At 68.5% G+C, this 25,972-nt stretch carries 24 protein-coding genes; 9 read left to right on the top strand and 15 right to left on the bottom strand.

Annotation, left to right across the window (positions count from 1 at the left end; genetic code table 11):
- Positions 1–11: 11 nt before the first annotated feature.
- Positions 12–1,454 (bottom strand): M1 family metallopeptidase, encoded by a 1,443-nt coding sequence (locus ACFWIW_RS22500; RefSeq protein WP_378370218.1) that lies wholly within the window; start codon positions 1,452–1,454, stop codon positions 12–14.
- Here ACFWIW_RS22500 and ACFWIW_RS22505 point away from each other — a divergent pair.
- The gene (locus ACFWIW_RS22505; protein WP_378370219.1) at positions 1,453–2,250 is read left to right on the top strand and encodes an alpha/beta fold hydrolase; all 798 of its coding nucleotides are present in this window, start codon (positions 1,453–1,455) and stop codon (positions 2,248–2,250) included. The genes ACFWIW_RS22500 and ACFWIW_RS22505 overlap by 2 nt on opposite strands.
- On the opposite strand, the gene ACFWIW_RS22510 is transcribed toward ACFWIW_RS22505, so the two are convergent.
- The 3 genes from ACFWIW_RS22510 to ACFWIW_RS22520 all read right to left on the bottom strand — a co-directional run bounded on the left by ACFWIW_RS22510 (position 2,232) and on the right by ACFWIW_RS22520 (position 4,408).
- A complete protein-coding gene (locus ACFWIW_RS22510) occupies positions 2,232–2,666 on the bottom strand; it encodes a thioredoxin family protein (RefSeq protein WP_378370220.1) in 435 nt (144 codons plus the stop codon). The two genes, ACFWIW_RS22505 and ACFWIW_RS22510, sit on opposite strands and share 19 nt — an antisense overlap.
- Positions 2,667–2,678: 12 nt before the next feature.
- A complete protein-coding gene (locus ACFWIW_RS22515; RefSeq protein WP_378370221.1) occupies positions 2,679–3,029 on the bottom strand; it encodes a rhodanese-like domain-containing protein in 351 nt (116 codons plus the stop codon).
- Between the two features lie 425 nt (positions 3,030–3,454).
- Positions 3,455–4,408 (bottom strand): LysR family transcriptional regulator, encoded by a 954-nt coding sequence (locus ACFWIW_RS22520; protein ID WP_378370222.1) that lies wholly within the window; start codon positions 4,406–4,408, stop codon positions 3,455–3,457.
- 159 nt (positions 4,409–4,567) lie between these two features.
- On the opposite strand from ACFWIW_RS22520, the gene ACFWIW_RS22525 reads away from it, so the two are divergent.
- Genes ACFWIW_RS22525 through ACFWIW_RS22535 form a run of 3 tightly spaced genes read left to right on the top strand, consistent with a single transcriptional unit; the run spans position 4,568 to position 7,547 of the window.
- On the top strand, positions 4,568–5,254 hold the full coding sequence (locus tag ACFWIW_RS22525) for a tRNA-dependent cyclodipeptide synthase (protein WP_378370223.1): 687 nt from the start codon (positions 4,568–4,570) through the stop codon (positions 5,252–5,254).
- Complete coding sequence (locus ACFWIW_RS22530) at positions 5,251–6,570, top strand: purine-cytosine permease family protein (RefSeq protein ID WP_378370224.1); 1,320 nt, start codon at positions 5,251–5,253, stop codon at positions 6,568–6,570. The genes ACFWIW_RS22525 and ACFWIW_RS22530 overlap by 4 nt, the downstream gene beginning before the upstream one ends.
- Positions 6,567–7,547, top strand: coding sequence for a LysR substrate-binding domain-containing protein (locus ACFWIW_RS22535; RefSeq protein ID WP_378370225.1), 981 nt, complete (start codon positions 6,567–6,569; stop codon positions 7,545–7,547). The genes ACFWIW_RS22530 and ACFWIW_RS22535 overlap by 4 nt, the downstream gene beginning before the upstream one ends.
- A gap of 37 nt (positions 7,548–7,584) precedes the next feature.
- On the opposite strand, the gene ACFWIW_RS22540 is transcribed toward ACFWIW_RS22535, so the two are convergent.
- Positions 7,585–9,024 (bottom strand): M1 family metallopeptidase, encoded by a 1,440-nt coding sequence (locus ACFWIW_RS22540; protein WP_378370226.1) that lies wholly within the window; start codon positions 9,022–9,024, stop codon positions 7,585–7,587.
- A 166-nt stretch (positions 9,025–9,190) separates the two neighbouring features.
- Between ACFWIW_RS22540 and ACFWIW_RS22545 the strand changes: the two genes are divergently transcribed.
- Entirely contained in the window at positions 9,191–10,345 is a 1,155-nt protein-coding gene (locus tag ACFWIW_RS22545) for an MFS transporter (RefSeq protein WP_378370227.1), read from the top strand.
- On the opposite strand, the gene ACFWIW_RS22550 is transcribed toward ACFWIW_RS22545, so the two are convergent.
- The 4 genes from ACFWIW_RS22550 to ACFWIW_RS22565 form a co-directional block, all read right to left on the bottom strand.
- On the bottom strand, positions 10,290–11,252 hold the full coding sequence (locus ACFWIW_RS22550) for an N-acetylmuramoyl-L-alanine amidase (RefSeq protein ID WP_378370228.1): 963 nt from the start codon (positions 11,250–11,252) through the stop codon (positions 10,290–10,292). The genes ACFWIW_RS22545 and ACFWIW_RS22550 overlap by 56 nt on opposite strands.
- Before the next feature lie 88 nt (positions 11,253–11,340).
- Complete coding sequence (locus ACFWIW_RS22555; protein WP_378370229.1) at positions 11,341–12,216, bottom strand: A/G-specific adenine glycosylase; 876 nt, start codon at positions 12,214–12,216, stop codon at positions 11,341–11,343.
- Between the two features lie 29 nt (positions 12,217–12,245).
- Positions 12,246–12,737: a beta-class carbonic anhydrase gene (locus ACFWIW_RS22560; protein WP_378370230.1), complete on the bottom strand. Its 492-nt coding sequence runs from the start codon at positions 12,735–12,737 to the stop codon at positions 12,246–12,248.
- Positions 12,738–12,788: 51 nt separating this feature from the next.
- On the bottom strand, positions 12,789–13,889 hold the full coding sequence (locus ACFWIW_RS22565) for a LacI family DNA-binding transcriptional regulator (RefSeq protein ID WP_005165317.1): 1,101 nt from the start codon (positions 13,887–13,889) through the stop codon (positions 12,789–12,791).
- Between the two features lie 200 nt (positions 13,890–14,089).
- Here ACFWIW_RS22565 and ACFWIW_RS22570 point away from each other — a divergent pair, with 200 nt between their 5' ends.
- The 3 genes from ACFWIW_RS22570 to ACFWIW_RS22580 all read left to right on the top strand — a co-directional run bounded on the left by ACFWIW_RS22570 (position 14,090) and on the right by ACFWIW_RS22580 (position 16,848).
- A complete protein-coding gene (locus ACFWIW_RS22570) occupies positions 14,090–15,022 on the top strand; it encodes a metal ABC transporter solute-binding protein, Zn/Mn family (RefSeq protein ID WP_378370231.1) in 933 nt (310 codons plus the stop codon).
- Positions 15,022–15,855: a metal ABC transporter ATP-binding protein gene (locus ACFWIW_RS22575; protein WP_378370232.1), complete on the top strand. Its 834-nt coding sequence runs from the start codon at positions 15,022–15,024 to the stop codon at positions 15,853–15,855. Before ACFWIW_RS22570 ends, ACFWIW_RS22575 begins: the two co-directional genes overlap by 1 nt.
- A gap of 111 nt (positions 15,856–15,966) precedes the next feature.
- Positions 15,967–16,848, top strand: a complete 882-nt coding sequence (locus ACFWIW_RS22580; protein WP_063274691.1) for a metal ABC transporter permease — start codon at positions 15,967–15,969, stop codon at positions 16,846–16,848.
- On the opposite strand, the gene ACFWIW_RS22585 is transcribed toward ACFWIW_RS22580, so the two are convergent.
- The 4 genes from ACFWIW_RS22585 to ACFWIW_RS22600 all read right to left on the bottom strand — a co-directional run bounded on the left by ACFWIW_RS22585 (position 16,845) and on the right by ACFWIW_RS22600 (position 22,070).
- Positions 16,845–18,158 carry a hypothetical protein gene (locus ACFWIW_RS22585; RefSeq protein WP_378370233.1) on the bottom strand — a complete coding sequence of 438 codons (1,314 nt, stop codon included), beginning with the start codon at positions 18,156–18,158 and terminating at the stop codon, positions 16,845–16,847. The two genes, ACFWIW_RS22580 and ACFWIW_RS22585, sit on opposite strands and share 4 nt — an antisense overlap.
- Positions 18,159–18,289: 131 nt before the next feature.
- Positions 18,290–19,513: a DUF445 domain-containing protein gene (locus tag ACFWIW_RS22590; protein WP_378370234.1), complete on the bottom strand. Its 1,224-nt coding sequence runs from the start codon at positions 19,511–19,513 to the stop codon at positions 18,290–18,292.
- A 50-nt stretch (positions 19,514–19,563) separates the two neighbouring features.
- Positions 19,564–20,790, bottom strand: coding sequence for a DUF445 domain-containing protein (locus ACFWIW_RS22595; protein ID WP_378370235.1), 1,227 nt, complete (start codon positions 20,788–20,790; stop codon positions 19,564–19,566).
- 50 nt (positions 20,791–20,840) lie between these two features.
- Positions 20,841–22,070: a DUF445 domain-containing protein gene (locus tag ACFWIW_RS22600; RefSeq protein ID WP_378370236.1), complete on the bottom strand. Its 1,230-nt coding sequence runs from the start codon at positions 22,068–22,070 to the stop codon at positions 20,841–20,843.
- A 123-nt stretch (positions 22,071–22,193) separates the two neighbouring features.
- Between ACFWIW_RS22600 and ACFWIW_RS22605 the strand changes: the two genes are divergently transcribed.
- The gene (locus ACFWIW_RS22605; protein WP_378370237.1) at positions 22,194–23,159 is read left to right on the top strand and encodes a hypothetical protein; all 966 of its coding nucleotides are present in this window, start codon (positions 22,194–22,196) and stop codon (positions 23,157–23,159) included.
- A 6-nt stretch (positions 23,160–23,165) separates the two neighbouring features.
- On the opposite strand, the gene ACFWIW_RS22610 is transcribed toward ACFWIW_RS22605, so the two are convergent.
- Both ACFWIW_RS22610 and ACFWIW_RS22615 read right to left on the bottom strand, forming a co-directional pair.
- A complete protein-coding gene (locus ACFWIW_RS22610) occupies positions 23,166–24,605 on the bottom strand; it encodes an FGGY-family carbohydrate kinase (protein ID WP_378370238.1) in 1,440 nt (479 codons plus the stop codon).
- Complete coding sequence (locus ACFWIW_RS22615) at positions 24,602–25,936, bottom strand: MFS transporter (RefSeq protein WP_378370239.1); 1,335 nt, start codon at positions 25,934–25,936, stop codon at positions 24,602–24,604. The genes ACFWIW_RS22610 and ACFWIW_RS22615 overlap by 4 nt, the downstream gene beginning before the upstream one ends.
- Between the last annotated feature and the right edge of the window lie 36 nt (positions 25,937–25,972).

Below are 25,972 nucleotides of genomic sequence, written 5' to 3' on the forward strand. Positions count from 1 at the left end.
CCGAAGGGGGGTCAGCCGCGCAGGGTGCCGGGGAGGAGTTCGGCGTCCGGCGGGATCGTCGTCCCGTGGAACCACGCGTCGAAGAACGGCCGCAGATCCTGCTCCGAAAGCTTGATCGTGAACGCCTCGAAATCCGCCCAGGTCGCGTTGGCGTTCCGGTACGCCGCCGGCCATTCCTTCAGCAGCCGCGCGAACGCGCCTTCGCCGATCTTCCGCCGCAGCGCGTGGACGGCCAGGATGCCCTTGTCGTAGACGCCGCGGAATTCCTGCCCGGCTCCCATGCCGACCAGTTTCGGCTTCCAGAAATCGGTGCTGCCCCGCATGATCTCGAGCGCGGCACGATAACGGTCGTCCAGGTTCTCGTTGTCCCGCGACTCCTGCCAAAGCCATTGCGCGTACGACGCGAGACATTCGTTGAGGCAGATGTCCGACCACGAATTCAGCGTCACCGAATCGCCGAACCACTGGTGCGCGGTTTCGTGCACCACGGTGATCAGGTCGGCCCATTTCGCGTAGGTGGGCCTGGTCTGGGTCTCCAGCGAGAAGTGGATGTCCTCGTCGAGATAGATACCGCCCGCCGCGTCCACCGGATACGGCCCGAACTTCGAGCTCAGGAAGCCGATGATCTCCGGGAGCCGCCTGCCCGTGTCGCGCCGGTCCTCGGCGCCCGGCGCGTACGCGTTGACCACCGGCGTCCCGTCCGGGAGCGCCATCCGGTCGACGGTGAACTTGTCGATCGCCACCGTGGTCAGGTAGGCGGCCACGGGGGTGCGTTCCTGCCAGGACGTCGTGGTCCAGCCGTTCGCCGCGGTCTTCTGGATCTCGCGCCCGTTCGAGATGACGGTCCAGCCGTCCGGCACGCGGGCGGTCAGGGTGAACATCGCCTTGTCACGCGGGGTTTCGTTGACCGGATACCAGAACGACGCCGAATGCGGCTCGCCGACGATGAACGCGCCGCCGTCCTTCGACTTCTGCCAGCCGTTCTCGCTGCCGCCCGCCTTGGGCGTCGACGAAGGGTCGCCGCCGTAGAGGACCTTCGTGCGGAAGGTGGTCCCGTTCCGGATCGGCTCGGCGGGCGTCACCACCAGTTCGAACTCGCCTTCGCGGGCGAACTTCGCCGGTTTACCGTCCACTTCGACGGATTGGACGGTCAATCCGCGTAAGTCCAAGTTGTACCGATTGAGGTCTTGGGTCGCTTTCGCGATCACCGTGGTGTCGCCGTCGAGCCGCCCTTTCGCGGGGTCGTAAGTGATCCCGACCTGGTATTCGGCCGCGTCGTAGCCGCCGTTTCCGTCCATCGGGTAATACGGGTCGCCCGCGCCCGAAGCACCCGGCGCCGGGTTCATCGGCGGCGGAGGAGGGGGCGTGGCCGGAGGAGGATCGGCGGTGCAGCCGATAATCAGGGCGCAGACGACCCCCAGGACCAGACCGGCGGCGGGGACACGGCTGCGCATGGAGGGGAGCTTAGTGGTGATTCAGCGCGACGGGTTGGTCACTTTCGGCGGTGACGGGCCGCCGATCGTCCTGCTGCACGGGCTCATGGGCAGGGCGACGACATGGTGGCGGGTCGCGCGAAGACTCCAGCCGTACGGGCGTGTCCACGGCCTCGACGCGCGCGGGCACGGACGCGGGCCGCGCGGCGGGCCCTGGCGCACCGAACGGTTCGCCGACGACGTCGCCGAGGTGCTGCGGAGCTTCGGCGAACCCGCGGTCCTGATCGGACATTCGATGGGCGGCCTGCACGCGTGGGTCACCGCGGCCATGTATCCCGAGCTCGTCCGCGCCGTGGTCTGCGAGGATTTCGCGCCGGATCAGCGCGGCCGGACCGTGGACACCTGGCGCGGGTATTTCGAGTCGTGGCCGGTCCCGTTCCGGTCGCTGGCCCACGTGCGCGAGTTCTTCGGCGACACCGGCGACTACTTCATCGAATGCGTCGAGGAACGCGAAGACGGCTACCACCTCATCGCGTCACTCCAGGACCTGTACGAGATCGCGGCCGAGTGGGGACGGCGTGATTTCTGGGAGTTCGTCGAGCGTGTCAAATGCCCGCTGCTCGCGATCGAGGGCGAACGCACCGCGATGCCGCCCGGTCAGCAGGCGGAGCTGGCCGCACGCGTGCCCGGCGGCCTCGGACGGCACATCGTCGTCCAAGGCGCCGGGCACGTGGTGCACGACGAAGCGCCGGAGACCTACCTCGGGGCAGTCGAAGCGTTTCTCTCCGACGTCATCGGTCAGCCCTTCGCCAGCTGAGCGTCGATCCAGGCGCGCAGCTTCGTTTCGCCCGGGTAGCCGATGTTCCGCGACGACGGCAATTCGGCGCCGTTGCGGACGCCGACCAGCGTCGGGAGATAGCGGATGTTGTACCGGGTGGCCAGGTCACGGCTCTGGTCGACGTCGACCTCGCCCAGCAGGAACCGGCCGCCGTACTCACCGGCGAGCCGCTCGATCACCGGCTTCATCTGGCGGCACGGCGGGCACCAGGTCGCGCCGAAGTCCATGATGACCAGCTTCTCCTTCGAGATGTTCATGACCTCGGCGTAGTTGGCCGAAGTCACCGTCATCACGTTTTCGGCCGTCGGCGCCGCCGAAGCCACGCCGCCGCCGAAACCGGTGACGAGTGCCAGCACCCCGGCCAGCACGCAGACGAACCGTTTGACCTTGGACAAGACGATCTCCTTTCAGGACGAAGACCACGTCGGCAGATCGTTCGCGACCCAGTCTTCGATGCCTTCGCGGTACTTGCGGACGTTCGTGTATCCGAGCTCCAGCAGGCGCCGTCCGACGAATTCGCTGTTGCGGCACGGCGTGTTCGCGCAATAGACGACGATCGCGGCGGCCTTGTCCGGAAGCACCGACGGTGCCAGCCGGTCGGTGAATTCGGCGGCTTGTTCGTAAGGGAAACCCGGAATGTTGAGCGCTTCCGGCAGATGTTCCTTTTCGAAATAGGCGACCGGCATCGTGTCGACCACGACCACCGATCCGGACTCCATCCGGGAGAGCAGTTCCGTACGGGTGATCAACGGCAGCATGGTGCCCCTTCTTTCGGCGACCGTGATTGACGATTTCCATCGTCGGCCGTCGCGCGGGACACGCTCTAGTGCCGCCTCGGCATGCCGGAGGGTTATCGAGGATTGCTCGGCCTCGTGAGTGGTAAGGACGGTTCTAACCGTCCTTACCACTCACGAGACTCGACCGGCGATGTCACGTGACCGACCGGACGACACGCGTGATCCGGCGGACGACACGCGTGATCCGGCGGACGACACGCGTGGCTGGAGGAACGACACGACCGCGGCCGGGGTTCCGCCGCGAGTCGTCCGTCTGATCACGTGTGTCGTCCATCCAGCCACGCGTGTCGTCCGGTCAGTCACGCGAGCCCGCCGCTCGCGCATCGGCGGTAGGTACCTAAGCCACCCTTGGCTCTAACCGTCCTTGCCACTCACGAGGCCCGTGGCTATCCGGCGGCCACCCTGCCGTGGCGGTGCAGCCAGGAGCGGTACGGCGCCGTCCGTTCGGCGAGCCGCCAATATCCCGCCCTCGCCTCGGTGGCGAGTTCCGGGACCCCGTGCGCGCACGGCCCGTCCTCCCGCCACGCGAGCACATGCCGCACGCACATCGGCGCGCCCGCGAGCGGCCGGATGGCCAGCCCGTCCGCCGGCGGCCGGGTCGGCTGGACCAGCCCGACGCCGTACCCGCCGCTGACCAGGTCTTCCCGCGCGGTGTCGATGTCGACGTCGTGGGTGATCCGCGGATCGAAACCGTGCGCGAGACACATTTCGCGGAACACCACCCGGCAGCCGTCGCCGCCGCTCGACACGATCCAGTCCTCCCCGGCGAGTTCGGCGAGCTCGATCTCCTCCTCGCCGGCGAGCGGATGCTCCGCGGGGATCGCGACGAAGGACGGCTCCTCGACCAGCGTCAGGGTCCGCACCTCCGGTGGCACCGGGAGGCCGCGCCTGCCGCAGATCATGATCAGCGCGAGGTCGATGCCCCGGTTCGCGACCTGCGCGAGCAGCCGCGTGCGCGAAGTGTCGGCGCGCGTGCGGAACGGTTCGCCGGGGCGCAGATCGCGCAGTCCGCCGAGCAGCGAACCCGTGATGGCGCTGTCGTTCCAGCCGATCCTGATCGATTCGCCCGCCTCGGGTTCCTGGCGGTGGAAATCGTGCTCCAGTTCGTCGAAGGTGAGTACGATCGCCCGCGCCCGCCGCAGGATCAGGGCGCCGAGTTCGGTCGGCCGCACCCCGTGCTGGTCGCGGTGGAACAGCGGTCCGCCGACCATCCGCTCGATCCGGCGCAATTGATGACTGAGCGCGGGCTGTCCGAGCCCCAGTCCCGCCGCGGCACGATTGAGGCTGCCGGCGGCGGCGATCTCACAGATCACGCGAAGATGCCGAACCTGAATCTCCATGACTTCGTATACCGCGACCGGTTCGCGCCCGGCACCCCCGAAAGTAGAGATCGCCGATTTCTCATAACCCGATGACAACATTCGCTGGCAATACCCGCACCATCGCGCCGTGGCTACGTTCGGTCGACGCCCCGCAGATCACGCGAATCAGGAGCCGTCTTGCCGCGACCACTGCCACTCACGGAGCATTGCGCCGATCCGCTGGCGCGGGCCGAGCACGTTTGTCTCGGCGTCAGCCCGTTCAACAGCCATTTCACGGTGGAACGTATCGCCGATCTCGCCCGCTGGGCCATGTCGGCCTTTCGGGGATTCCATTTCTTCGTCCCGGACGGTCCGTCCGCGTTCACCCTCGAAGCGCTCGGCTACGACCCGGTCCGCGCCGCGCAAAAGGCGCAGCGGCAGGGCAATTACACCCGCAACAAGATCGTCCGGGCACTGCAACAGGTCTGCCCATCGGATCCGCACACCTTGATACTGGACGCCTCGGCGCTGGAGGCCGACAGCGCGTATCTCGGCCTGCTTTCCGAGGCACACCACCGGTTCGCCACCGATCCGGAGTTCGCCGAGCAGTGCCTCGGCGCCACGGGCTGGGTGCTGGACCGGCGCCTGCCCGAAGGCGAACACCCCACCCGTGACCAGTTGCGCAGCGCGGTCCGGTACTTCCTCGCCGAGTTGCCGATGTTCGTCGGCACCGTCGCCGTGGCAGGCGTCGAAAGTTCCGTGTTCGCCTATCACCAGCGGGTCGCGTTCCTCGAACGGCTCTACCGCGGCGAACTGTCGTGGCGGCCGCTGCCGGGACAAGGCTTCGTCGTCCTCGAACAAGCCGTCCCGGAACGGGTGGAATGACAGTGGAACACGACGACTTCTCCCTGCGCAGGGTTCCCGCCGACCGCCGGTACTCCTGGGTTTCCGTCGCGCTGCAACGGTTCGGGCAGGTTTCCTCGTTCCATCAGTTCCTGCTCGGCGCGGTGCTGGGGTTCGGGATGACGTTCTGGGACGCGGTACTGGCCATCACGATCGGCTCCGTGCTGCTGGAGATCATCACCATCCTGATGGGGGTCGCCGGCACCCGGGAAGGGCTTTCGACGTCGGTGCTCGCGCGCTGGACCGGCTTCGGCACCGGTGGATCGTCGCTGGTCGGGCTCCTGATGACGGTGAGCCTGGCAGGCTGGTTCGGGGTCCAGAACGACGTCTTCGCCCACGGCCTGCACGCCTTGATGGGTGGCCCGCCGGTGTGGGTGTGGGCACTCGCGGGCGGCGCGCTGGTCACCGCGATCGTCGTGTTCGGCTTCCACGCGATGGCCTGGACGGCGTATCTGACGGTGCCCGCTTTCCTGGCGCTGGCAGGGTTTTCGATCATCACCGCGCTCGGCGACCATTCGCTGCCCACGCTGATGTCCGAGCCGCCGCCGGGCCCGTCGATGTCGCTGGCACAGGGCACCACGCTGGTGGCGGGCGCCTTCATCATGGGCGCGATCATGACGCCGGACATGACCCGGTTCAACCGGACCGCGTCCGACGTGGTGAAACAGACCCTGGTCAGCGTCACCCTCGGCCAGTACCTGATCGGCCTGATCGGGGTGCTGCTCGCGCACGCGGCGAAAAGCGCCGACGTGGTCGGGATCATCACCTCGTCGTCCGGGGTGCTCGGCACGCTGATCCTGGTCACCGCGATCCTGAAGATCAACGACTGGAACCTCTATTCGTCGTCGCTCGGGCTGGTGAACGCCGTGCAGGTGCTGCTGTCACGGCGGCTGGACCGCACCGCCGCGACGCTGCTGCTCGGCGGTCTCGGCACGGTGCTCTCCGCGATCGGCATCCTCGACCACTTCACCACCTTCCTGACCTGGGTCGGCGTGCTCACGCCGCCGGTGGCGGGAGTGGTGATCGCCGAGTACTACGTGGTCCGGCGCTGGAAACCGGACCTGGATGCGACCCGCGCGTCGGGGGAACTGCCGTCCACTTGCCCGTCCTGGGTTCCCGCCGCGCTGATCTGCTGGGTGGCGGGAGCGGCGGTGGGGGCCTGGCTGCCGTGGGGGATTCCCACGGTGAACTCCGTTTTCGGTGCTTTTCTGCTGTATGTTCTTCTCGGCAGACGGACAACGGCCGTGGGTGTCCCCGCGGCCATGACTTCTTCCGGCGGGTCGAAAACCCGTTCGTGACAAAGGAGTTCGACGTCGTACAGCTGGATGTCCACCACCTGCGGGTGATCCGGGCGATCGCGGACACGGGCAGTCTTTCCCGTGCCGCGATCGCGCTTGGCGTCACCCAGCCCGCGGTTTCCGCGCAACTCAAACGGCTGGAGAACATGCTGGGCTACCAGTTGTTCGACCGGTGCGAAGGCGGCGTGACACCGACGCCGATGGGGGAACTGCTGTTACGCCGGACCGCCGCTTTGCTGCCACAGCTGGACAAACTGCTCGAAGACATCGAGCAGCGCGTCTGTCCCAGCGGCCCGCCCGGCGTCGTCCGGGTGGCCGCGGTGGCCAGTGCGCTGGTGGCGTGTCTCCCGTCGCTTGTGACCCGCTTGTGGCCCGAGGTCTCCGAGGTGCAGGTCGTGCACGACGACCATCCCGAGCGGCTGTTGCCGCTGCTGGCCCAGCGCCGCGCGGAATTGGGGCTGGTCAAGGACTATCCGGGCTACGAGCTCGAAATCCCCGCGAACGTGGACACCGCGGTGGTGGTGACCGAGCCGACCTTCGTCCTGCTGCCGGAATTCCATCCGCTGGCGAGCGAGAAGGTCGTCGACCTGCGCGACCTGCGGGACGAATCGTGGGTGATGGTGTCCGATTCGTCGGCGGCCACGTTCACCAAGTACTTCGCCGACACCTGCGCACGGCACGGCTTCACCCCGACGTTCACCCATCAGGTGACTTCGCAGCAGGTGGCGCTGCTGGTGGTCAAGGCGGGCGCGATCGGGCTGTCCCAGCCGATCTGCGATCCCGGCGACCACGGCATCGTGACCCGGCCGCTGCGCGGGGATGTGCTGCCGCGCAGGCATGTTCTCGCCTGGAACAAGGAGACCTTCGTGGCGGGGCGGCGGGACGAGCTGCTCTCCGCCGTGGTCGAAGCCTACTGGGCCGAGGCGCGGACGGCCCCCGTCTACGCCGAATACCTGGCCAGGCCTCGTGAGTGGTAAGGACGGTTAGAACCGTCCTTACCACTCACGAGGTCGTTCAGCTCCCGGGAAAGAGGAGTGAGTCCGGCGGCCGCACCGTGCCGTCCAGCCAGGCGTGGTTGAACTCGCCGAGATCGCGTTGTGTCATCGCGGAGACATAGAGCTCGAAGTCGTGCCAGTTCTGGTTTCCCTGCGGGTTGATCATCGGGAAGCCGGCCAGGATCTGGAAGAACGCGTCGTCGCCGACGAGACGGCGCAGCGCGTGCACCATCAGCACCGCCTTGGCCGTCGGCGCGAATTCCGTGCCCTTGCCAGGATCGGTGAGCTTGGGCGCCCAGAACGCCGCGTCGTCGCGTACCTTCGCCACCATCTCGCGGTAACGACGGTCCAGATCGGCACCGTTCTTCTCGTCCCACAGCCATACCGCGTACCGCGCGATGGACTCGGGCATCAGCGCGTCGCGCCACATCTTGCCGCTCACCCCGGCTCCCCACCACTGGTACGCGCTCGCGTACACCAGATCGCCGATGGTGGCGGCGCGGCCGTACACCGGCCTGGTCTGGGCTCCGTGCGTGTAGCCGAGGGAGCGGTCGAGGAACAGCCCGCCCGCCGCCGACTGCGGGTAGTCGCCGAACTTCCCGGTGAGGAATTCCAGCACCTCGGGCAGCCGTCCGCCGATCTTCTTCTTGTCCACGGCGCACGGGTGGTAGGCGTTGATCGCGGTCCGCCCGCCGGGAAGGGTGATCCTCTCGACCTCCCAGCGGCCGATGCCGAGCATCGCCGTGCTCGGCGCGAGGGCGGTTTCCTCCGACCAGGTGACGGTGTGCCGTCCGTAGCCCGCGGGCACGTCGGAGACCTGAGAACCGTTGCCCAGCACGGAGAATTCGTCCAGGACGGTGACGGAGACGCGAAGGGTCGCCTTGTCGACTTCGGTGCCGTTGACCGGGAACCAGGTCATCGCCGAACGCGGCTGCCCGGTGGCGACGGCGGAATCGCCGTACGCGGCCAGCCAGCCGACCCGTCCCCGCGTCGTGGCGATCGGCTCCGGACGCCCGTCGTAAGCGACCACCACGGTGAACCGCGTCCCGTCGGCCAACGGGGTCCGCGGGGTGATCACCAGCTCGTGTTCGCCCTCCCGGCGGAACGCCGCGGCCACGCCGTCGACGGTGACCGAACGGACGGTGAGACCACGCAGGTCGAGGTCGAACCGGTCCAGGTCCTGTGTCGCGGTGGCGGTGATGGTCGCCTTGCCACTCAGGAACATCGAGTACGGCGCGTAGTCCAAGGCGAGCGAGTACTGGTCGACGTCGTAACCGCCGTTGCCGTCCTTCGGGTAGTAAGGATCGGGTCCGAGGACGGTGCCGTCGGGTGAGACGTGCACGTACCCGTCGCTGCCGGGGGACGGCGTTGCCGCCGCCGAAGCCGGGCAGGCGCCGAGCATCGTGGTGGCGAGCAACGCGGTGCACAGTGGCTCCTGCCACCGAATCCGCACGGTCATGAACGAGCCTTCTCTCTTACGGGGAGGGTGCCCGGCCATCGTGCGTACGCCCGCACGGCGAGCGGCACTGCCAGCCGGTCATGCCGCCGGGTTATCCCGGCCGATAACCGCGCGGCATACCCGCCAGGGACTATCCGTGCCGCTCCCGGGCGGAGATCGTCGAGGCATGCTGCCCCTCCCGGCGCTGCTCGCGCTGACGACCACGGTGTTCCTCGGCTGTCTCACCGAAGTGCTGCCCGCCGGGTTGCTGCTGGGCATGTCCGCGGATCTGGGCGTTTCCCCATCGGCCACCGGGCAGCTGGTGACGGTCTACGCGATCACGACCGCGCTCACCGCCATCCCGCTCACGGGCGCGACCCTCCGGATGCCCCGCAAACGCTTGCTCCTGGTGCTGATCTTCGGTTTCCTGGCGACCAACCTGGTGATCGCCGTGTCCTCGTCGTACCCGCTGATCCTGGCGACGCGGGTCGTTTCCGGTGCGCTGACCGGGGTGATGTGGTCGCTCGTCGCGGGCTACGCGATGCGTCTGGCCCCGCCGGGACTCACCGGGCGCGCGCTGGCCGTGGCGATGTCGGGTACGCCGATCGGTTTCGCGCTGGGCGTGCCCGTCGGTACCGCGCTCGGTGAGTTCGCCGACTGGCGCTGGGCGTTCGGCGCGATGGCGCTGATCTCCGTGCCGTTGCTGGTGTGGGTGTCCGTCGCGGTGCCCGCCGTGCCCCCGGAACCGGCGGGCCCGACCCGGCCGCTTGCCGCGTCACAGCTGCCGGGAATGCGCCCCGTGCTGGCGACGGTGGCGCTGTTCTCGTTGGGACACAACGTGGCCTACACCTACATCGGCCCGGTGCTCGCCGGGTTCGACGCGGAATCGATGCTGGGTGCGGCGCTGCTGGTGTTCGGCTGCGCCACGGTGGGCGGGCTGGTCGCGGTCGGTTCCGCGCTCGACAGCCGTCCGCGTGCCGTGCTCCTGTCCTGTTCCATCGTGACCGCCGCCGCCATCCTCCTGATGGGGGTGAGCGACGGTGTCCACGGCCTGGTGCTGGCCGCCGCGGGCCTGTGGGGCCTGGGATTCGGCGGCGCGCCGACCGCGTTCCAAGCCGTCACCGCCTTGCTCGCGGGCCCCACGGCCGACGCCGCCCAGTCGCTCACGATCGCGGCCTGGAACGGCGCCGTCGCCGGGGGAGCCCTCGTCGGCGGGCTGCTGCTGCCGCTGGGAACTTCGTCGCTCCCTTGGTGCGCGGCCTTGCTGGTCCTCGCGCCGCTGCTGTTCAGCCGGCGAGCCGGGCTTTCAGCGCCCGCGGATCGGTGCCGGAGCCGACGATGAGCGGCCAGACGTCGGAGCCGAGGAATCCGGTCTCGTCGGTCGCCGCCGTCGCACCGCAAGTGTCGCGCTCCAGCCCGTGCCGGGCCACGACCGCGGTGACGGCGTCCTTTGTGGACTGTCCGAACAGGCCGTCGACCGGTACCGCGAAACCGCGTGCCCGCAGGAGTTCCTGCGCCGTCCGCACCCGGGGCCCGGTGTCGCCGGGTTTGAGCAGCGGCCACTCCGGCAGGTCCACCTTGGGCGACGAGGCGCCCAGCAGCTTGCCGACCTCGGTGCGTAGCTCGGGAAGCCGGTTGTACAGCACGGTTCCCGGGCATTCGGTCGAGTTGAAGTCCCGGTGCCCCTTGATGAACTCCGGCGAGATCCCGTACTGCGACGCGATGTACGCGACCAGCTTCACCAGCGAGTCCCATAGCGCGGGCGTGACGTCCTCTTTGCTGTAGAGGCCCTCGTTCTCGATCCCGATGCAGGTGCTGTTGTTGTTGCCCACGTTCGCACCCAGCACGTGCTGGGTCCCGCCGCGCAGGATCTCCAGGCTGCGGTGCCGCCCTTCGGTGATGTGCCCGCCGCGGCTGTTCGTGAACTGCTGGCCGGTGTCGATCCAGCCGCGGGTGTCCATATGGAAATTCTGGATCGAACGCGACGCCCAGAAGGCGTGTTCGAGCGTGTAGTCGGTGACGTTCCCCGGCTCCACCGTGTGGTGCACGACGATGTACGTCGGTTTGTGGTTCTGCACCTCGATGGCCCCGCCCGGCGGGCGGGCGTTCCAGGCCGTGGTGTCGTGGATCTTGGGTTCCGCCACCCCGGACGCCGCGTCGGCGGCGGAAATCGTTGCTGTCCCCAGTAGCCCGACGGCGCTTACCGTCAGGCCGCCCTTGAGCGCGGTACGTCGGTCGAAGTCGGCCACGGGCGTAACTCCCATCATGCGCGTTGGCCGGAAAACTAACCCGCGATCGCGCCGATGACAACCATTGACCAACTTTTGTCGTAATGCGTTAGTGTTCGCCAGGGAGTGCGAACAGACCGTCCCGGGTCTGTTCGAGGAGGCCGTCGACGAGCAGGGAGTCGAGGCAACGGTCGCGCTGCCCGGATTCATGCCACACGAGATCGAGCCGCGCTTTCTCCACCGGGCCTTCGCTGCCGCGCAGGACGTCGAGCAGCAGCCCGCGCACCTGGCGATCGGTCCCGGCGAACTTCTGGACCTGCTTCGCGGGTCCGGCGTAGGCGGGTTTGCCCGCGTGCTGCCAAGCGCAGTCTTCGTAGATCGGGCAGTCCGCGCACCGCGGGGAGCGCGCGGTGCAGACGAGCGCGCCGAGTTCCATCAGCGCCGCGGAGAGTTTCGCCGCGGGCGCGTCCTCCGGCGGAAGCAGCGCCTCGACGTCGGCCATGTCGCGGGTGTTCGACGGCGGCCCGGCGTCACCCGCGCCGTGCACCGCCCTGGCGACCACGCGGCGGACGTTCGTGTCCACCACCGGAGCCCGCTTGCCGTACGCGAAGGCCGCGACCGCGCGGGCGGTGTACGCGCCGATCCCCGGCAGCGCGAGCAGAGTGTCCACATCGGACGGAACGACGTCGCCGTGTTCGGCGGCGATGACCGCGGCCGCGGCGTGCAGCCGCAGCGCGCGCCGCGGGTAGCCGAGTTTGCCCCAGGCGCGTACGACCTCGCCCTGCGACGACGCCGCCAGCGCCGACGGCACCGGCCAGCGCGCCATCCAGTCGAGCCAGATCGGCTGGACACGCGCGACCGGGGTCTGCTGCAACATGATCTCGCTGACGAGCACGCCCCAGGCGGAGCATTCCGGCTCACGCCAGGGCAGGTCGCGCCCCACTTCGTCGAACCACTCGGTCAGCACATCCGCGTCGACGCCCACCGGGCCAGCTTAGTGGCGGAGCTTCAGCCCTACTCGACCTCGGTCAGCCGGCCCAGCTTCACGTCGTAGACGAAACCGCGCACGTTGTCGGTGTGCGGCAGGAAATCGCTGCGCCGGACACGCTGCACCGACCGGCGCACGCTGTCCTCCACCACCCGGAACGCCTCGACCGACCACGTCGGTCGCAGCCCGCTGGCGGCTTCGAGTTCGTCCTTGAAATCGTCTTCGGTGACCATGGACAGGCCGCAGTCGGTGTGCTGCACGATCAGCACCTCACGCGTGCCGAGCTTCCGCTGGCTCAGCGCGAGCGAGCGGATCATGTCGTCGGTGACGACGCCGCCCGCGTTGCGCAGGATATGCGCTTCACCTTGGATCAGGCCGAAGATCTCGAACACCCGGATACGGGCGTCCATGCAGGTCAGGATCGTCACGTGAAGCGATGGCCTCGGCGACGAGCGGTCACCAGGAGTGACATCACCCAGCTCCTGGTTTCGCTTCAGCAGTACGTCGATTGAGGTCACGTGTTCATTGGAACCGACGCGCCGGGCGAGGGCAACGCGTACGGGCGCAGATCACGGACCGAACCAGCGTTCTTCAGCCGTTCGCGGCGGCGCGGACGTCCGTCCGACCCGCAGTTCCGTCTGCAGCGTGATCACCTTCGGCCCGACCCGGTCGGCGGAGCTGAGCAGCAGCTTGCCCGCCGCCTTGCCCTTTTCGAGCACCGGCTGGTGGACCGTGGTGAGCCCGGAACGCTCGGCCTCGGTGATGCCGTCGAATCCGGTGACCGTCAGATCCTGCGGCACCCGCAGCCCACGGCGCTCCGCCTCGGCCAGCGCGCCGAGGGCGAGGATGTCCGAGGTGCAGATCACGGCCGTGACCTGCGGATACGCGTCGAGCAGCTGGCGCGCGGCCGACGCGCCGTCGTCCACGGTGTGGTCGAAACGCTCGACCACCGGAACGGTCGCCCAGTCGACCCCGGCCGCCGAGAACGCGGCGGCCAGCGCCTCCAGCCGGATCCGCTGGACGTGGAAATGCGCGGCGCTCTGCCGCTGGATGGAGACGAAGTCGTCGTTGCGCTCGCGGGCCAGCCGCATGCACAGCACGCCGATCTGGCGGTGGCCGAGCGAGATGAGGTGCTCGGCCATGGCGGTGACCGCGGCCGCGTCGTCCGGGCCGACCCGGTCGACGCCGTCCACGCGCGGCTGGTCGACGATCACCGTCGGCACCGGGCGCTCCAGCACGGCGCCGAGATGCGGGTCGTCGTCGGGGACCGAGTAGACGACGAAGCCGTCGACACCGGCGCGGTGCACGGCCGCGACGTCCTCCCGTCCCGGGCTCGCCGGCACCAGGTGCAGGCCGACGCCCGCGTCCTCGCAGGCCAGCGCGAGCCCTTCGAGCACGCCGACGGCGGCGGGGTCGCGGAAGGCGTAGGAGAGGTTCTCGGTGAGCAAAAGACCGACAGCCCCGGCTTTGCGCGTCCGCAGTGAACGGGCCACCGGGTCCGGGCCCGGGTAGCCGAGGCGGCGCGCGGTCTCGAGGACGCGGCGGCGCAGCTCAGGGGACAGCTGGTCCGGTCGGTTGTAGGCGTTGGAGACGGTGGTCCTCGACACACCGAGCTCTGCGGCCAACGACGCCAGTGTCGCCTGCCTCCTGGTGCGGATAGGACGGCCCATCCGCAAACCGTAACGGTTCAGAACGTTTTGCAGAAGCATCACCCGACGTGTGGCAGGTCTCGATTCAGAGTGACCCTGGGTACAGCTCGCGCCCGGACGGGGAGCATGGTCATCCGGATGGGGTACAGTTGAATCTGACAACGGTTTCCATTACCCGGCATTGGGGACACCTGGCCTGGGCATCCGCAGGAGTGCAGTAAATGAATTCCCGCCGTACTAAGAGTGTTTTCGCGGCCGTATCGGCCCTGGCCGTCCTCGCGCTCGGCGCGACGGCCTGTGCGTCGAGCGACAAGGCGTCGACAGGCACCGGTTCGCAGAACGCGTCGGCCGCGAACCCGGGCGGTGGCGAAAAGATCAAGGTCGTCGCCTCGACCGATGTCTGGGGCAGCGTCGTGACCGCCGTCGGCGGCGACAAGGTCGAGGTCACCTCGATCATCCACGACCCCTCGGCCGACCCGCACTCCTACGAGACCACCGCGAGCGACGCCGTCGCCGCGAAGAACGCGAAGCTGACGCTGTCCAACGGCGGCGGCTACGACGACTTCTTCTCGAAGCTCGCCGACCAGGCCACCGGCGCGCAGAAACTGGTCGCCGTCGACATCGCCGCGACCGGCAACGAGAACGAGCACGTCTGGTACAGCCTCCCCGGCGTCGAGAAGATCGCCGACCAGGTCGCCGCGAAGCTCGGCGAGATCCAGCCCGCTTCGAAGGACGCCTTCACCGCCAACGCGACCGCGTTCAAGGGCAAGACCCAGGAACTGCTGAAGAAGGTCTCGGGCCTGGGCGCCTCGAACGCCAAGGTCGTCGCGACCGAGCCCGTCGCGCACTACCTGCTCGACAGCGCGAAGGTCACCGACGCGACTCCGCCCGCCTTCGCCGAGGCCGTGGAAGCCGAGCAGGACGTGCCCGCCGCCGCGCTCAACGAGGTCAAGCAGCTGATCTCCGGCAAGCAGGTCAAGGCCCTGATCAACAACGCGCAGACCACCACCCCGGTCACCCAGCAGGTCGTCGGCGACGCCAAGAACGCCGGGATCGCGGTCGTCGACGTCACCGAAACGCTGCCCCAGGGTGTGACCGACTACATTGCATGGATGACCAAGGAAGTGGACGCGCTGGCCGGAGCACTGAAGTAGTGACCTCCGTACCTGCCGGAGCTCGCCCCGCGGTCCGTGTCCGCGGGGCGAGCCTCGCGTTCGGCACCAGGACCCTCTGGTCCGGGCTCGACCTCGACGTCGAACCCGGCGAGTTCCTCGCGATCCTCGGGCCCAACGGCTCCGGGAAGAGCAGCCTGCTCAAGGTGCTGCTCGGCCAGCAGGGGCTGCCCGAGGGCACGGTCGAGATCGCGGGGCGGCGCCCCGGCGGGACCAACCGGCGGATCGGCTACATCCCGCAGCAGCGCGCCCTCGACGAGGGCCTCACGATGCGCGGGGTGGACCTGGTCGGCCTCGGCCTGGACGGGCACCGGTGGGGGACCGGGCTCTTCGGGATTTCGAAACGGCGTCAGCTGGTGGCGAAGGCGATCGAGTCCGTCGGTGCCCAGGCGTACGCGAAGCAGCCGGTGGGGCGGCTTTCCGGCGGCGAACAGCAGCGGCTCCGCGTCGCGCAGTCGCTGGTCGGCGATCCCGAGGTCCTGCTGTGCGACGAGCCGCTGCTCTCCCTCGACCTCGCGCACCAGCGCGCGGTCAGCGAACTGATCGACGAGCGGCGGGCCTCGGCGGGCACGGCCGTCCTGTTCGTCACCCACGAGATCAACCCGATCCTGTCCTATGTGGACAGGGTGCTCTATCTGGTGAACGGCCAGTTCCGGGTCGGCAAACCGGACGAGGTGATGAACTCGGAGACGCTGTCCGAGCTGTACGGCACGCGGATCGAGGTGCTTAAGGTCGGCGGGCAGATCCACGTCGCCGGGGCACAGAGCGCGTTGTGCGAGGACGAACCCCACCACATCGACGAACAGGCCAGCTAGCTCCAGTGGCAGACGAAGTGAGGTTATTCGTGCGGTCTGGACCACACGCGGAACCCGCCCCGGCCGGAGGCCCCGTGATCGGGGCGCGATCGCGGGTTCTGGGATAGCACCGTGGACAAGATGTTCGATTTCGCCTTGACCGGCGAACTCCTCGGCCTCGACTTCGTGCAGACGGCGCTGCTCGCCGCCGCCGTCCTCGGCCTGGTGGCCGGGGTGCTCGGCCCGCTGGTGGTCATGCGGCGGATGTCGTTCGCCGTGCACGGCACCGCCGAACTGGCCTTCACCGGCGCCGCGGGCGCGCTGCTGCTGGGCGTCGGCGTCGAACTCGGCGGCCTCGCGGGCGCGGTCATCGCCGCCCTGCTGATCGGGCTCCTCGGCGGCCGAGAGTCCGAACGCGACTCCGTGATCGGCGTGATCCTCGCCTTCGGCCTCGGCATGGGCGTCCTGCTGCTGTCGTTCTACGAAGGCCGCAGCGCCAACAAGTTCGGCATCCTCGTCGGGCAGATCATCACCATCGACTCGACCAACCTGAACCTGCTCGTCGGCGCGTCGGTCGTGGTGCTGGTGGTGCTCGCGGTGATCTACCGGCCGCTGCTGTTCGCCACGGTCGACCCGGCGGTCGCGACGGCGCGCGGTGTACCGGTGCGGCTGCTGTCGCTGATCTTCGCGGTGCTGGTCGGGATTTCGAGCGCGCTCGGGGTGCAGATCGTCGGCGCGCTCCTGGTGGTCTCGCTGATGGTGACCCCGGCCGCGGCGGCCGCGCGGGTCACGGCGAGCCCGTGGAAGGCGACCGTGCTGTCGATCGTGTTCGCGGAGATCGCCGCGCTCGGCGGGATCATCCTCTCGCTCGCGCCGGGGAAGCCGGTGAGCGCGTTCGTCACGACGATCTCGTTCGTGATCTACCTGGTCTGCCGCCTCATCGCGTGGCTGCGCGGGCGTTCGTCGCGGATTCGCGTCGAGCCGACGGCGACGGCACAGCCCGCCCTGCGCTAGCGGATCGGATTCTCGGCGAGCGCCTTCTTCAGCGGTTCGAGGAAACTCGGGTCGATGAAGGCGAGCTGACCGCCGGCCACACTGCGCTCCACCGCCTCGACGACCACGACGTTCGCGTTCACGAAGGCGTCGACGGCCTCGGCCTGTGACGTCTTCTGCGTGAAGTGCGCCAGCATCGTCAGGTTCGTGAACGCGCCGGAGAGATACCGCGAAGACGCCTTGGTGAACGAGTCGCCGTAGATCAGGATCTTGTCGTCCACGGTCCCGATCAAGGGGCTCGCCGTGCGGTAGACGGGCCGGTCGATGTCGCCGTTCGGCTCGCCCGCGCGCTCGACGACGCCGTCCGGGCGGAGGCTGTACAGCGTATTCGTCTTCGTGCCCTGCTTGCTGATCAGCGGCGGCAGATCGGCCACGGTGTCGTACTGGCCGACGGGAACGCTGACCCAGGTCTGCGTGACCCCCGGTTTGATCGCGTTCGCGATGGCGCGCGTCATCACCAGTGCGCCCTCGTCGGCCCAGTGGGTGTCGTTCGGCGGGTAGATCGGATGCTGCACCCGGCCCTCGGACGCCCGGAGCTCGGGCCGCAGGTCGATCGCGCGCGCGTCCTTGAGCATCCGGTGCCAGGTGGTCGCCTCGGCCGACCGCGAGCAGTCCTTGCCAGGGTAGGTGTCGGGCAGGAACTGCGGCACCATCGTCGACTTGTCCGGCGCGACGACGAACTCGAACCGCCTCCCGGACTGTTCGACCGCGCGCCGCAGCTCGTTGATCTTGGCGATGGTCTCGGGCAGCGGACGGGACGGATCGCATTTCGCGTCGGCGTCGTAGCCGTAGTACAGCCAGCCGTCGCGGCCCTGCACGACCCGGCGGTAGCCGGACGCGGCGTTCGGCGTCGGCCCCTGGGTGGGCGCGGTCTTGGACGGCGACGGCGCCGGCGGCGCGGGGATCGGGCCCGCCTGCTGCTGCGGTGGCGGCTGGTCGAGCGGGGCGCCCTCGCCGAAGACGCCGCGGCTGATCGCGTCGGCGGCGGCGATCGCGCCGGGCCGGAACGAGAGCTGATCGATCGCCCAGGCGGGCATGTCGGTGAAGAAACCCCAGCCCCGGTCCAGCCCGGGGAAGCTCGCGAGCTTGTGGTTCTCGATCTCGCCCGGCCGGACGCCGAACACCCACAGCAGCGCGGGGGTGGTGAAGAACAGAAGCGCGCTGATCAGCGCGGTCAGCTGCCTGCCACCGTGGCGGGGACGGTGCAACGCGTGCTCGCGCGGAAGCCACGCCTCGTGGACGGCTGGCAGCTGCTGGGGTTCGGACGCCACCCCACCACCGTAATCATCCCGTGTCTCCCGCACGTGAGAACCGCCCCCAAAGCGCGTTTAGCGGGCTAAACGCGATCAACCCTTCAGGCCGGCCGGACAACCCGGATCGCGTTTAGCCCGCTAAACGCAGGTCAGTGCAGCATCAGGAGCACCTGGAGCTCACCGACCACGAACCCGATGAGCCCGCCCACCGCGATGAGCTTCCACTCGTCCTGCCGGAACGCCGGCCTCAGCAGCCCCTCGAACTCCAGCGGCGTCAGCCCGAGCATCCGCCGTTCGACGATCTTCGCGACGTCCATCGCCTCGGTCAGGTAGCCCTCGGCGTGGCGGATCGTCGGCGGCAGCCGCTCCAGCGCCTTCCGCGCCGCCGCCTGCTTGATCTCCTGCAGCCGCTGCCCGCCGACGGCCATCGCGACCATCGGTTTCGCGACACTCGCCTGCTCGTCGACGGCGTGCGCCACGAGCCGCTCGACCAGCGCGTACAGCCGATCCGACCGGGGCCCCCGCAGGACGGCGTCGAGCAGGTTCGGCACGGTGAGGATCTCGTTCGCGATCATCTCGCCGTATTGACGCGCGACCTCGGCCCGCCGCCGCTGGAACTTGCCCTGCAGGATCACCCGGCCGAACCGCACCGGCTCGCGCGGCACGAAGATCAGCTTGATCGCCAGCCAGTCGGTGAACAGCCCGATGCAGCCGCCGAAGATCGGCAGCACCCACGGTTCCTTCGTCAGCGCCCACACGAACGCCTGCACGATGCCGAGCCCGAAACCGAAATAGATCCCCGTGCGCGCGATGAACGCCATCTCCGGCCGCGACGTCTCGCGGATCAGCCGGACGAGCAGCTTCTTGTCCCTGGTGAGCCGCTGCACGGTCATGTGATGGAAGTCGAGCACCTCGTCGAGGTTCTCGGTCATCTCTTCCATGAACTCGCGCACCAGCCGCGGAGTCGACGCCTGCACCTGCTTGATCAGCAGCTCCTGCGCCATCGTCGGCATGACCTCCCAGAGCCTGGGATGGTGCTTTTCGAGCACTTCGCGGGCGACCTCGTCCACGGCCCGCAGCAGCGGCTGCTCGATCTCGCGCGTGATGATCGCCGGATCGATCCGGCGGAAGACCTCCTTGACGTCCAGCAGGTTCGACGTCAGCAGTTCGGTCGCGACGGCCGCCATCCGCCCGCCGTGTTTCGGCACCACGCCCTGCCAGCCGAAGACGGGTTTTATCCCGACGAACTCGAGCGGTTTGAACATCATCTCGATGGCGACGCGTTTGGTGACGTAGCCGATGAGCGCGGCGACGAACGGGATCGCGGCGTACAGCCACCAGTGCCGGGCGAGGTCGTCCAGGACGGCGTCCACACGACCTCCTAGCTTCGCTCAGGGAAGGGGGAAACGGTATCGGGTGGCCGTCAGTGAAGCAGCAGAAGCACCTGAAGTTCACCGACAAGGCCGCCGATCACCGCGCCGACGGCGATCAGCTTCCACTCGTCCTGCCGGAACGCCGGGCGCAGCAGCTGCTCGAATTCGAGCGGGTTCAGCCGCCGCATTCTGTCCACAATGGTGTTCCGGACGTCGAGCGCGTTGACCGCGTAGCTCTCGGCGTGGCGGATCGTCTCCGGGATCCGCGCCGCCGCCTTCGCGGCCGCCGTCTGCTTCATCTCCTGGAACCGCCTGCTCCCGACGGCCATCGCGACGAACGGTTTCACGACACTCGCCTGCGCGTCGATCGTCCGCTGCACCTCGCGGGTGATCATCGCGAACAGCTTGTCCGATTTCGGCCCGCTCAGCACGGCTTCGAGCAGGTTCGGGATGGTGATGATCTCGCGCGCGATCATGTCGCCGTAGTCGGCGGAGACCTGGTCCTTGCGTTTCTGGAACACGCCTTGCCAGGTGTAGAAGCCGAAGAATCGTTTCGGCTCGCGCGGCAGGAAGATCATCTTCAGGGCGATCCAGTCGGTGAACCAGCCGATGCCGATACCGAACAGCGGCAGCACGATCGGCGACTTCGTCAGCGCCCACACCAGCAGCTGCACGCAGCCGAGGGAGAACCCGAACACGATCCCCGACCGTGCGATGAACCGCATCTCCGGCCGCGAGATGTCGCGGATCAGCCGGTTCAGCAAGGCCTTGTCGCGCACCAGGTTCGTCACGACCATGTGCTTGAGGTCGAGGACGTCCTCGATGTTCTCCGAGATCTCGCCCATGATCTTCGTGATCGCGCGCGGCGCCTCGGCCTGCACGCGTTTGAGCAGCAGACGCTGGGCGGTGTTCGGCAGCACTTCCCAGAGCCTGGGCTGGTACTGCTCCATCACCTCGCGGGTGACGTCCTCGACGATCCGCAGAAGCGGTTGCTCGATCTCCTTCGCCACCTGGGCCGGGTCGAGCCTGGCGAAGATCTCCTTCGGGTCGACGAGGTTGTTCGTCAGCATCTCGGTGGCGGTGGCCGCCATCCGCTCCGCGTTCGCGGGCAGCACACCCTGCCAGCCGAGGAACGGTTTGACGCCGACGAATTCCACCGGTTTGAACATCATCTCGATGGCGACGCGTTTGGTGACGTAGCCGATCAGCGCGGCGACGAACGGCATGGTGACGTACACCGGCCAGTGCTCGCCGAGATCGGCGATGACGGCGTCCACTTCCGAGCCCCTCCCGCGTCTTGCTTGAGGGGCAACCTAGCCGCCTGTCCTCAATGGAGGAGTAACAGGACCTGAAGTTCACCCACGAGCCCGCCGATCACCGCGCCGACCGCGATCAGCTTCCATTCGTCCTGCTGGAAGGCGGGACGGAGGATCCCCTCGAACTCGAGCGGGGTCAGCTGCTGCATCTTCGTGACGATGGTGTTGCGGACGTCGAGCGCGTCAGTGGCGTAGCTCTCCACGTGTTTCACCGTTTCGGGGAGATACGCGATCGCCTTTTCCGCCGCCGCCTTCTTCATCTCCTGGTACTGGACCCCGCCGACGGTCAGCGCCACCAACGGTTTCGCGATGCTCGCCTGCGCGTCGATGGTCCGCTGCACCTCGCGGGTGATCATCGCGAACAGCTTGTCCGATTTGGGTCCGGTGAGCACGGCCTCCATCACGTTCCGCACGGTGAGGACCTCGTCGGCGATCAGCGCGCCGTAGTCCTTCGCGACCGCCTGGCGGCGTTTCTGGAACATGCCCTGCCAGCTGAAGAACAGGAACCGGCGTGGTTCGCGCGGGTAGAAGATCATCTTCAGTGCCAGCCAGTCGGTGACGAACCCGGTGACGAAACCGAAGATCGGCATGATCAACGGCTGCTTCGTCAACGCCCACGCGACGAACTGGATCAGGCCGATGACGAAGCCGAACCAGATGCCGGAGCGGGCGATGAAGCGGAGCTCCGGGGTCGCGACCTCCTTGATCAGGCGGCAGGTCAGCGATTTGTCGCGGACCATCGCGTTGATCAGCATCTCGTTGACGTCGAGGACCTCGTCGATGTTCGTCGACACCTCGCGCATGAGCCTCGCGACGACCTTCGGCGCCTGCGCGCGGACCTGGTCGACCAGCATGCGCTGTGCCCGGGCCGGCAGCAGTTCCCACAGTCTGGGCTGGTACTGCTCCATCACTTCGCGGGTGACGTCCTCGACGGCCTTGAGGAGTGGCTCTTCGAGTTCCTTGACCATTTCCTCGGGGTCGAGCCGGGAGAAGATCTCCTGCGGATCGACGAGGTTCTTGGTCAGCAGGTCGACGGCGGTGGTCGCCATCCGGCGCGAGTTGGCCGGGATGACCCCCTGCCAGCCGAGGAACGGTTTGATCCCGACGAACTCCAGCGGCCGGAACATCATCTCGATGGCGACGCGTTTCGTGATGTACCCGATGAGCGCGGCGATGAAGGGCATCGTGGCGTAGACGTGCCAGTGCTCGCGGATGTCTTCGAGGATCGCCGAGATGTCCAACCGGGCCTCCGCTGCTTACGACCTGTCAACAATGCAGGATGCCATGTGATCGGTCCACCGCACGCCGAGTGCAGCCGTTTGGCGGTACTGCCCGACGGGTGCCCGCTCATTAAGGTGGCCGCCATGGTCGCTCCTGAGAAGACGGCGCCTCAGGCGCCCTCAGCGAAATCGTCCCCGTTCGCGGGCGCTGTCCGCGGTTACGACAAGCGTCAGGTCGACGAGCGTCTCGCCGAACTGGCGACCGAACTCAAGCAGACCTCGCGCAGCCGCGACGAGGCCGTGGCGACCGCCGGTGAACTCACCAAGGCGCTCGGCCACGCCCAGAAGGAGCTGGACGAGACCAAGGCCGCCCTCGTGCGGATGAGTTCGAGCCCGTCCGGCGCCGGCGCGATGGCCGAACGCGTCCGCATGATGATGCAGCTCGCCGAGGAGGAGATCGCCGACCTCAAGGCCGCCGCGGAGGCCGACGCCAAGTCGACCCGGGCCGAAGCGGACAGGTACGCCCACGAGACGCAGCGCGCGAGCGACAAGGCGGCCAAGGACGCGCAGGCCGAGCGCGAAAAGCTGCTCGCCGACGCCAAGGCGGAGATCGAGCGGCTGAACTCCGAGGCGGCCCAGAAGCGCAAGGAACTGGACATGGAGAGCGTCCGGGCCCGCGCCGCCGCGGACAAGAAGGCCGAGGAGGCTTCGGCGGCTCGTCGCGCGGAGGCCGAGAAGGCGTCCGCGGACAAGATCGCGGAAGCCGACCGGGTCTCGGCGGCCAAACGTGCCGAAGCCGAGCGGATCTCGGCGGAGAAGATCGCCAAGTCGGAGAAGGCATCGGCGGAGGACATCGCCGCGAAGCAGGAGCAGGTCGCGGAGGCCCTCACCGACGCGAAGACCCAGCAGGCCGAAGCTCAGCAGGCGCGGAAGCTCGCGCTGGAACTCCGGTCGAAGGTGGCAGATCGGCTCTCCGCCACGGACGTCGCCGTCCAGGAGGCCATCCGGCTGCTGGCTCCCGCCCCTGACGCCGACGAGGCGGCCAAACCCGCCGAGGCTCCCACGCCGAAGCCTGCTCCCACCAAATCCAACGGCCCACGCCCTTCCTGATTTCTCTCAACGCCGGGCGACGGCGAACAACTCGTCGTCGATCCAGCCCCTGGTGTGCAGCTCGGCGCAGAATCGCTGGTACGACTCGGCGAGCGCGGCACTCTCGCGCTCGTCGGGTTCGATCAGCGTTCCCTCGCCGAGCCCCGCGGACGCCTCGGTGAGCCCGCCCGGCAGGACCCCCGCCGCGGCGAGCAGTGCGGCGCCGTAACCCGTTTCCGCCCGCGGTGACACCCGCAGGCCGAGGCCGGTGACGGTCGCCCTGATCCGTGTCCACAAAGGACTCTTGCTGCCGCCGCCCGCCGTCAGCAGCGGATCGGTGACCGTGACGCCGAGGCGGCGCAGGTGGTCCAACGCCAGCCGCTCGAGGAAGGCGACTCCCTCCAGCCTCGCCCGATGCAGCTCCACCTCGTCCGCTTCGCCGGACACGAAACCCTCCGCGTCCGGGGTCGCGAACGGGAAGCGTTCGCCCTTGCGCCGCAACGGATACGCGACCACCTTCGCCGGTCCCAGCGCGGCCGCCGCCGCGTCGAGTTCGGCAAGGCGATCCTGCCCGGCGACGGCCTCGCCGCCGGTGTTCGACGCGCCGCCGGGCAACCACCAGCCGTCGGGATGACGGTGGCTGTACATCGCCCCGGTCGGATCCGGCACCAGTTCTTCGGTGACTCCCTTGAGCACGTACGTCGTGCCGAGGATTCCGACGAAACTCCCGGGGGCGACCGCCCCGGCCGCGAGCTGGCCAGCGCAGCCGTCGGTCATCCCGGCCACGACCGGGCAGCCCGCCGGGAGTCCGGCGACCGGGCGGGCCACCTCGCCCAGCACGGTGGCCGGCGCGACCACCGAGGGAAGCAGGCTCATTGGCACTCCCAACGCCTCGAAGACCTCGGCAGGCCATTCGAGGGCGAGCGGGTCGTAGCCGCTCTTCAAGGCATGCGACCAGTCGGCCGCCACCGGCCCGCCGGTGAGCTCCGCGGCGATGAGATCGGGGGTGTGCCGGATCCCGGCGACGCCGGGGACGTGCCCGGCCAGCCAGGCGATCCGGCCGAGCGCGGCGGTGGCGGACACGCCGAAACCGAGCCGCCGCCAGCGATCCGCGCCGAGCCCGGTGGCCTCGCGGTTGAGCTCCGCGCCGCGCCTGTCGTCGTACATCAGCGCGGGCGTGACCGGCGCACCGGACGCGTCGACCCCGACGATCGTCCCCGACGTCGCGGCGATGGCCACCGCGGCGACCTCGCCGCCCCTGCCCGGCAGCTCGCCGGTGACCTTCGCCAGCACCGTCTTCACCGCCGGCCACCAGGACCGGGCGTCCTGCTCGCTGTGCCCGCGACCGTCGCGGACCGGCGCGGGCAGCGGCTCGGCGGCCGAAGCGAGGACGGTGCCGCCGCATACCGCGAGGGCTCGGACCCCCGCGGTGGCGACGTCGATTCCGATCGTGACGGGTTGGTTCACGTGGTGACGACCTTCTCTCCGAGTTCTTGCAGACTCTTGTCCTCTTCGATCGCCTTCGCCGTCTCATCGGGCAGCTTCAGGTAGCGCACCATGACCGCCGCGACCAGATACAGCGCGGCGAAGACGATCACCACACCGGCCGCGCCCAGCGGGCCGAGGAACACGCTGACGATCGCCGGCCCGACGAACGCCGCCGCGCCCGCGCCCAGGTTCAGCAGGGCCATCGCGCCACCCTTGTTCTCCGGGGCGAGCGAGGGGAGCAGCGCCGAGATCGGCACGAACCCGGCGAGCGTGGCGCCGTACAGCGCGCCGACGAGCAGCGCGAGCCAGTAGTACTCGGCGCCCATGGCGATCGGGACGAAGTAGAGCAGCAGGATCGAGATCGCGCAGCCGATCGCGCCGAACCAGAAGATCGTGGTGCGCCAGCCGATCCGGTCGCTCAGCACGCCGAAGATCAGGTTGAAGAAGATGTTCGTGCCGTAGATGACCGAGACCAGGAGGAGCCAGCGGCTCTCCCCGAACCCGATGTCCTCGATGAAGATCGTCGGGAAGAACACCAGCATCCCGAATTCGGGCGCGGTGTTGATGACGCGGACGAGCATCCCGACGCCGACGCGGGGCTTCTTCCACGCGATCGACACGCTGGACACCAGGCTCTGCACCGGTTTCACGTCCGGCGGCGCGAGCCGGGTGTACCCCGTCCGCTGCCGGACACCGAAGATCGCGAGCAGACCGCCGAGACCGAGCAGCGCCACCGACACCCAGAGCGTGCCGTACTGGCCGAGCACCGGGTTCGTGAAGCTCGCGACCAGCGCGCCCAGCGTCGGCAGCCCGCCGGTGAACGCGAAGTAGAACCAGCCCACCGCCGCGCCGAGCCTGGCGACCGGCGCCACCGCGGTGATCCAGACCAGGAAACCGAACGCGAACATCGGATAGCCGAATCCGCGCAGACCGTAGAACACCAGCATCAACGGGTAGTTCTCACCCGACACCGCGACCGCGAGGAACAGCACGTCGAACACCAGCCAGATGGCCAGGCCGATCATCATCACGCGACGTGGGCCCCACAAGTCCGACAACGCGCCCGACAACCACGACGCCAGCATCACGGCGACGCCGTACACGGTGATGACGTACGAAGCCTTGATCTCGGTGCCCGCGCCGTTGTCCGCCATGAACGGCGCGATGAAGCCCGACTCGACCCCGTCGCCGATCATGAACAGCAGCAGCCCGGCGTAGCCGAGGAACAACGGGGCCGGCAGGCCCCAACGGTTCAGTACGCGGGCGAACCCGCTCCCGGATCGCGATAACGGCGATGTTACCTGGTTCATGCACGCCTCCATGACGTCGTGTTCAGCGTATCATGG

This window comes from Amycolatopsis sp. NPDC058340, assembly GCF_042723975.1.
In the GTDB taxonomy this organism is placed as follows: Bacteria; Actinomycetota; Actinomycetes; order Mycobacteriales; family Pseudonocardiaceae; genus Amycolatopsis.

What these genes read in the sequence shown, in the direction of transcription:
- ACFWIW_RS22505 (WP_378370219.1), top strand. Translation starts at nt 1,453, where the DNA reads ATGGAGGGGAGCTTAGTGGTGATTCAGCGCGACGGGTTGGTCACTTTC.
- ACFWIW_RS22500 (WP_378370218.1), bottom strand. Translation starts at nt 1,454, where the DNA reads ATGCGCAGCCGTGTCCCCGCCGCCGGTCTGGTCCTGGGGGTCGTCTGC.
- ACFWIW_RS22515 (WP_378370221.1), bottom strand. Translation starts at nt 3,029, where the DNA reads ATGCTGCCGTTGATCACCCGTACGGAACTGCTCTCCCGGATGGAGTCC.
- ACFWIW_RS22520 (WP_378370222.1), bottom strand. Translation starts at nt 4,408, where the DNA reads ATGGAGATTCAGGTTCGGCATCTTCGCGTGATCTGTGAGATCGCCGCC.
- ACFWIW_RS22530 (WP_378370224.1), top strand. Translation starts at nt 5,251, where the DNA reads ATGACAGTGGAACACGACGACTTCTCCCTGCGCAGGGTTCCCGCCGAC.
- ACFWIW_RS22540 (WP_378370226.1), bottom strand. Translation starts at nt 9,024, where the DNA reads ATGACCGTGCGGATTCGGTGGCAGGAGCCACTGTGCACCGCGTTGCTC.
- ACFWIW_RS22545 (WP_378370227.1), top strand. Translation starts at nt 9,191, where the DNA reads ATGCTGCCCCTCCCGGCGCTGCTCGCGCTGACGACCACGGTGTTCCTC.
- ACFWIW_RS22565 (WP_005165317.1), bottom strand. Translation starts at nt 13,889, where the DNA reads ATGGGCCGTCCTATCCGCACCAGGAGGCAGGCGACACTGGCGTCGTTG.
- ACFWIW_RS22570 (WP_378370231.1), top strand. Translation starts at nt 14,090, where the DNA reads ATGAATTCCCGCCGTACTAAGAGTGTTTTCGCGGCCGTATCGGCCCTG.
- ACFWIW_RS22605 (WP_378370237.1), top strand. Translation starts at nt 22,194, where the DNA reads ATGGTCGCTCCTGAGAAGACGGCGCCTCAGGCGCCCTCAGCGAAATCG.
- ACFWIW_RS22615 (WP_378370239.1), bottom strand. Translation starts at nt 25,936, where the DNA reads ATGAACCAGGTAACATCGCCGTTATCGCGATCCGGGAGCGGGTTCGCC.